Origin of the sequence: Oceanobacillus profundus (genome assembly GCF_003515705.1) — a bacterium.
GTDB lineage: Bacteria > Bacillota > Bacilli > Bacillales > Amphibacillaceae > Oceanobacillus > Oceanobacillus profundus.
Window position 1 is genome coordinate 1 of record NZ_QWEH01000037.1, and the last position, 6,278, is coordinate 6,278.

Annotated in this window: 6 protein-coding genes, 2 tRNA genes and 2 rRNA genes; all 10 read left to right on the forward strand. The window is 37.4% G+C overall.

The window, feature by feature from the left end:
• Positions 1-104 (forward strand): 23S ribosomal RNA (locus D1B32_RS23300); the annotation flags it as partial.
• Positions 105-222: 118 nt separating this feature from the next.
• Positions 223-338: ribosomal RNA gene (gene rrf, locus D1B32_RS23305) — 5S ribosomal RNA — on the forward strand.
• A 45-nt stretch (positions 339-383) separates the two neighbouring features.
• Positions 384-460 (forward strand) — tRNA-Met (locus D1B32_RS23310).
• Positions 461-539: 79 nt separating this feature from the next.
• Positions 540-616: transfer RNA gene (locus D1B32_RS23315), tRNA-Asp, on the forward strand.
• A 489-nt stretch (positions 617-1,105) separates the two neighbouring features.
• Positions 1,106-2,071 (forward strand): thiamine-phosphate kinase, encoded by a 966-nt coding sequence (thiL, locus tag D1B32_RS23320; RefSeq protein WP_095314470.1) that lies wholly within the window; start codon positions 1,106-1,108, stop codon positions 2,069-2,071.
• A gap of 8 nt (positions 2,072-2,079) precedes the next feature.
• On the forward strand, positions 2,080-2,529 hold the full coding sequence (gene tsaE / locus D1B32_RS23325; protein ID WP_095314472.1) for a tRNA (adenosine(37)-N6)-threonylcarbamoyltransferase complex ATPase subunit type 1 TsaE: 450 nt from the start codon (positions 2,080-2,082) through the stop codon (positions 2,527-2,529).
• 11 nt (positions 2,530-2,540) lie between these two features.
• Positions 2,541-3,248 (forward strand): tRNA (adenosine(37)-N6)-threonylcarbamoyltransferase complex dimerization subunit type 1 TsaB, encoded by a 708-nt coding sequence (gene tsaB, locus D1B32_RS23330; protein ID WP_095314474.1) that lies wholly within the window; start codon positions 2,541-2,543, stop codon positions 3,246-3,248.
• The gene (gene rimI / locus D1B32_RS23335) at positions 3,232-3,690 is read left to right on the forward strand and encodes a ribosomal protein S18-alanine N-acetyltransferase (RefSeq protein WP_240033884.1); all 459 of its coding nucleotides are present in this window, start codon (positions 3,232-3,234) and stop codon (positions 3,688-3,690) included. The genes tsaB and rimI overlap by 17 nt, the downstream gene beginning before the upstream one ends.
• Positions 3,687-4,697: a tRNA (adenosine(37)-N6)-threonylcarbamoyltransferase complex transferase subunit TsaD gene (gene tsaD, locus D1B32_RS23340; RefSeq protein ID WP_095314478.1), complete on the forward strand. Its 1,011-nt coding sequence runs from the start codon at positions 3,687-3,689 to the stop codon at positions 4,695-4,697. Before rimI ends, tsaD begins: the two co-directional genes overlap by 4 nt.
• A gap of 246 nt (positions 4,698-4,943) precedes the next feature.
• Complete coding sequence (locus D1B32_RS23345) at positions 4,944-6,116, forward strand: FtsW/RodA/SpoVE family cell cycle protein (RefSeq protein ID WP_095314480.1); 1,173 nt, start codon at positions 4,944-4,946, stop codon at positions 6,114-6,116.
• The last annotated feature ends 162 nt before the right edge of the window (positions 6,117-6,278 follow it).

The following is a 6,278-nucleotide window of genomic DNA, read 5'->3' on the forward strand; positions in this document are numbered from 1 at the left end:
CGAGTGAGTAAGATCCCTCAGAGACGATGAGGTTGATAGGTTCGGTGTGGAAGCGTGGTGACACGTGGAGCTTACGGATACTAATCGATCGAGGACTTAACTAAATTCTTTATTTGATGTCTTGTTTACTCTTATTTAGTTTTTAAGGTATAAATTCAAAAAAACCTTGCATTTTTATTCGGAAATGCATATAATAAAACTTGTCCTTGTTTTTGAGGATTGTCTGGTAGCAATAGCGAAGAGGCCACACCTGTTCCCATGCCGAACACAGAAGTTAAGCTCTTCAGCGCCGATGGTAGTTGGGGCTTTGCCCCTGCAAGAGTAGGACGCCGCCAGGCAAGTTTTTATATGATTTTCCAATTGAATTAGGAAGATCAACATATCGCGGGGTGGAGCAGTCTGGTAGCTCGTTGGGCTCATAACCCAAAGGTCGTAGGTTCAAATCCTGCCCCCGCAACCAAAAAAAATAACTTGAAATAAGTTGAAGCTAGAAGTACTGGATTAATGTACCTGTTAGGTTTTCAACATATATTATTATTGGTCCGGTAGTTCAGTTGGTTAGAATGCCTGCCTGTCACGCAGGAGGTCGCGGGTTCGAGTCCCGTCCGGACCGCCATTTACATATTATATTAGCTATTAGACACATGATTCCAGAAAATGAATCATGTTTTTTTGATTTATAGCATTCATTTAGCAATACTATAAATTATCTTTCAGAAAGCTTATTACATAGATAAACCTTCGCTACTGCCCTCAAAAAAGTTTTCCCATTTTGACTTAATTAGGAGAGAAGATTCCTCCTCAGGCGAAATAGGGTTATGGTGGAGATGAATCGTACTCAATAAGGGAAGTAGCTTTAGCGTTCATACTCATCTTACAAAATAGTATTTTCACCTTCAGTATAATCTCCAATATAGTATCACAGGAACGAATTAGTGTTAGGAAAGTTAAATAAATGTGCGTGAGAAAAGCATATATGTTTTAGAAATCATTAGGTTGCTTTACTCAAGAATCTCCATCAAAAATTTTTGTAAGGAATTAAGGTGGAGTAGTTCAAATCTTTTTGCTATCATAGTTGTAGTCGATAAAAAGAATGGTGATTAATGTGGACGAATTCTCTTTTATAGAATCAATAAAGCAACATACGTACAACCAATCATCTTTGATCAAAGGAATTGGGGATGATGCAGCTGTTTTTAGTTCGTTATCACAAAATATTGTTTCTGCAGTAGATACATTTGTCGAAGGAGTGCATTTTTCAAAGGAGACGATGTCACTTTTTCATGTAGGCTACCGGGCGCTTGCTGCAAACATCAGTGACTTAGCGGCAATGGGAGCAACCCCTGCATTTTACCTTGTTTCGATTGTAATTCCAAAAGGTTGGTCACAGGAAGAACTGTTACAAATATTCAATGGAATGCGTCACTTAGCCCGAGCATATAAAATGGATTTAATCGGTGGAGATACAGTATCGGGAAAGGAAATGTGCATTTCAGTTACTGTAATAGGCTTTACGATGAAAGATAAGGCTCGCTATCGAAGTACAGCCGAGTCAGGCGATATAGTCTTTGTAACTGGAACATTAGGTGACTCAGGGGCAGGGTTACATATTTTAACCCATTCAAATAACTATAAGGAAGCTTCTTATTATATAAATAGACATAGAATGCCAAGTCCTCGAATTTCTTTTGCAATCGGTTTAGGTCACTTAGCTCGCGTAACATTAAACGATATTAGTGATGGAATAGCGAGTGAGGCGAATGAAATAGCCGAAGCTTCGAACGTTACTCTTCTATTAAATGAATCTGAAATTCCAACAAACAGCTCTTATAATCAATTTCCTGTGGAATTACAAGAAAAATGGAAGTTGTTTGGTGGAGAGGACTTTGAATTGTTAGGTACAATCCCTCCAAAGGATTGGGATAAGGTTCAGCAAATTGGAGAGTTAACGAATACAAATGTTACGAAAATAGGTGAGGTTGTGGAAGCAGGCAAAAATGGCAAAGTCATTTTAAAGCAAAAACATAAATCTATCCTATTAGAAAAAAAAGGTTATACACATTTAAAGTAGGTGAGTATATGGTACAAATACAGACAAATACAGTAGCAGAGACACAGGTAATTGCAGAAAAGCTTGCAACTTTGCTCAAGCCTGGAGATGTTATAACATTGGAAGGTGAGTTGGGTGCTGGAAAAACAACTTTCACAAAAGGCTTGGCGAAAGGACTTGGTGTCAAACGTAATATCAGCAGCCCCACATTTACGATTATAAAAGAATATGAAGGAACTCTCCCTTTATATCATATGGATGTATACCGACTTGAACACTCTGATGAAGATATTGGATTTGAAGAATATTTTCATGGAAATGGAATTACAGTTGTTGAGTGGGCACAATTCATTGAAGAGTTTTTGCCAAACGAGCGTTTAGCGATTAGAATTGGCTATATAGATGAGGATAAAAGAATACTTGAATTTACAGCTTCAAGTTCTCATTTTGAAGAGGTTATGAATGAATTGATTAGTTAGGAGTTACGAGAATGAATATACTTGCAATAGATACCTCCAATCAAGTCCTAGGTGTGTCAGTACTAAAAGGCGATCAGATTATTGGAGAAGTGATGACGAATCTTACAAAAAATCATTCGGTTCGTTTAATGCCAGCTATTGAGAAGTTAATGAAGGAAGTATCGATGAGGCCGGAGGAACTGGATAAAATTATAGTTGCCAAAGGTCCCGGTTCCTATACTGGTGTCCGAATTGGAGTCTCAACAGCAAAAACAATGGCTTGGGCTTTAGATATACCTGTGGTAGGTGTTTCTAGCTTAGAAGTTTTGTCCTATCAAGGAAGGTTCTTTAATGGCGTAATTTGTCCGTTTTTTGATGCTAGACGGGGATTAGTGTTTACAGGGTTATATCAATGGAGGAATAATCATTTAGAAGCCGTTTTTGAAGAAAAAAATCTATTAATGGAAGATGTGCTTCAGACATTAAAGGAGCAAGAGACAAACGTTCTTTTTTTAAGTCCTGATATTGCAATCTATAAAGAAGCGATTGAAAAGGGGTTAGGTGAAAGAGCGATTATTCCGGAAGGACCATACCATATTCCACAGGCAGGGCATTTGGGTCTTGCTGGACTAACAAAGCAACCAGATACTACACATGCATTAACACCAAATTACTTACGTTTAGCAGAAGCAGAGGCGAATTGGTTAAAAGCGCAAAAGGAAAATGAAAACCATGGCTAAATGTGTAATACGGAAAATGGAAGTTTCTGATGTAGATCATGTAATGGAAGTTGAGCGTGCGTCTTTTACAACGCCGTGGACAACAGATATTTTCTACCAGGAGCTTCTTGATAATAAACACGCGCATTATTTTGTCTTACAATTAGATGAGCAGATTATAGGTTATATTGGAACATGGATTGTTATTGATGATGCACAAATAACGAATATTGCTATTATGCCTGGGTTTAGAGGTCATAAACTTGGAGAGAAACTTTTTGGATATACCGTTCAATATGCATTGCAATTAGGTGTAAAACGATTATCATTAGAAGTAAGACAATCCAATATTCCAGCCCAACGTCTATATCAGAAGTTCGGACTTGTGCCAGGTGGGATTCGCAAAAATTACTATACAGATAATCAAGAAGATGCTATCGTTATGTGGGTGAATTTAAAATGAAAAAAGATACAATTATACTTGGAATTGAAACGAGCTGTGATGAAACAGCAGTATCGATTGTAAGAAATGGTACAGAGATAATAACAAATGTCGTCGCTTCCCAAATTGAGAGTCATAAGCGATTTGGTGGTGTCGTGCCTGAAATAGCTTCCAGGCATCATGTAGAACAAATGACGGTCGTTCTGGAAGAAGCATTTGAAAATACAGATATAACGTGGGACGAAGTGGATGCGATTGCTGTTACAGAAGGACCAGGGCTTGTAGGAGCATTGCTAGTTGGAGTGAATTCAGCGAAAGCATTGTCCTTTGCAAAACAAAAGCCGTTAGTTGGTGTGCATCATATCGCTGGTCACATCTATGCAAATCGATTAGAAAAGGATTTTGAGTTTCCATTACTAGCATTAATCGTTTCTGGTGGTCATACAGAGCTTGTCTTAATGAGAGAGCATGGCTCCTATGAACTAATCGGGGAGACCCGAGATGATGCAGCAGGTGAAGCCTATGATAAAGTAGCGCGAATGCTTAACCTGCCATACCCAGGTGGACCACATATCGACCAGTTAGCTGCAATTGGTAAAGAAACGATTGATTTTCCAAGAGCATGGTTAGAAGAAGGAAGCTACGATTTTAGCTTTAGTGGATTGAAATCTGCAGTTATTAATAAAATTCATAATGCCAAGCAACGTGGCGAGATATTAAAAAATGAAGATATTGCTGCTAGCTTTCAGGCTAGTGTTGTTGAGGTGCTGACAACAAAAACATTAGAGGCTGCTAAAGAATATAATGTTAGCCAAATAATTGTTGCTGGTGGAGTCGCTGCAAATAAAGGATTGAGAAAAGAACTGGAAGCTGTTTTTTCCGAAACGGATATTCCTTTACTCATTCCAAATATCAAGCTATGTACAGACAATGCTGCCATGATAGCTGCAGCAGGAACGATTGCATTTGAGCAAGGGAGACGGTCTGGGCTTGATTTAAATGCAAATGCATCGTTAATGTTAAAATAGAAGTAGATTATTCACAGGGGTGTGGATAATTTAGTGAAATAGCTTAAAAACACTTATCTTGATTGTGGATGAAAACTGTTGATAAGAGATAGGTGTCTATGTGGATAATGTGTATAACTTTGTTAATAACCTTGTATTCAGCTTTTTTTCTTTTGTTTTTATGTGGATAACTAAAACCTATCTATTATGATTACTTACTGGGATGAAGTATTGAAATGAGCAGGGAAGAAATTTGGTGAGGCTATTATGAATAAAAAGCAATCGTACTATATGCAAACGGATTTGATTTTTTTATTTACTTTGTTCGTTTGTGTAAGTTTACTTTCGATATATAATGCCCAACAGTTAGAGCAATATGAAGGTGAAAATTTTGTTTTGAAGCAGATTGTTTGGTTTACGATTGGTGCATGTATCGTTGCCGCAATTCAGTTTCTTGATTTAGAACAGTTGCAAAAGGCGAGTATCTATATATATGGAATAAGCATATTCGTACTAATTGTATTGTTGATAAGTCCTGATTCAATTGCTCGTACAATAAACGGGGCAAAGAGCTGGTTTACATTACCAGGATTATCGCTTCAACCGGCAGAATTTACGAAAGTAACGACCATCCTCTTTTTGTCTGCTGTAATTAGTAAGCATAAAACAAAATACGAAGTGAGCAGCATAAAAAGTGATACCTTCTTGTTAGCGAAAATCTTACTGTTTACAGGGATTCCGGTAGGTCTAATTATGTTACAGCCAGACTTTGGAACCGCGATGGTATACTTATTTATATCAGGTATGTTAATTATACTGTCAGGTATCAATTGGAGAATTATACTGAGTTTAATTGTCATTATTTCTTCTGCAGGTGCAGCTATTATTGGGTTTATTATTAAATTTCCAGTGCTTGCTCAAGAGTTAATCGGGATTAAACAATATCAAGTGAACCGTATTCTAACTTGGTTTGATCCAACTCAGCAGTCGAGTGATGCGACCTTTCATTTTGATCGTGCATATATGGCTTTAGGATCTGGCCAATTATTTGGAAAAGGCATGGGAAGCCTTGAGGTGAATTATCCAGAAGCCCATACCGATTTTATCTTTTCGGTAATCGGGGAAAGCTTCGGTTTTATTGGAAGCGCAATTGTTATATTTTTGTACTTTATGCTACTATATAAACTAGTTACACTAGGATTGAGTATTTATAAGCATTCTCCTTTTGGTACGTTTTTCTGTTATGGCTTTTTAAGCTTGTTGCTAGTTCACGTTTTCCAAAATATCGGAATGACACTTGGGATTATGCCGATAACTGGTATTCCGCTCTTGCTTGTTAGTTATGGAGGGAGCTCGGTTATGTCGACGATGCTTGGTTTAGGTGTCATCTATCGCGTTGCGGTGGAATACAGTATACAAAATGATTATTTATTTAAATAACTTGTACAATCGGTCAGATTAAAAAATAAAAAAATGAGGCTGGGACAAAACCCCAGTAATTAAAAAGAGTGGTACTCGCCAATAAGTTGGTGAGTACCGCTCTTTTTATGCATACAAAAAGGACACCTTTTGATAAAATTAAAGTTACCAGACAATAATTTT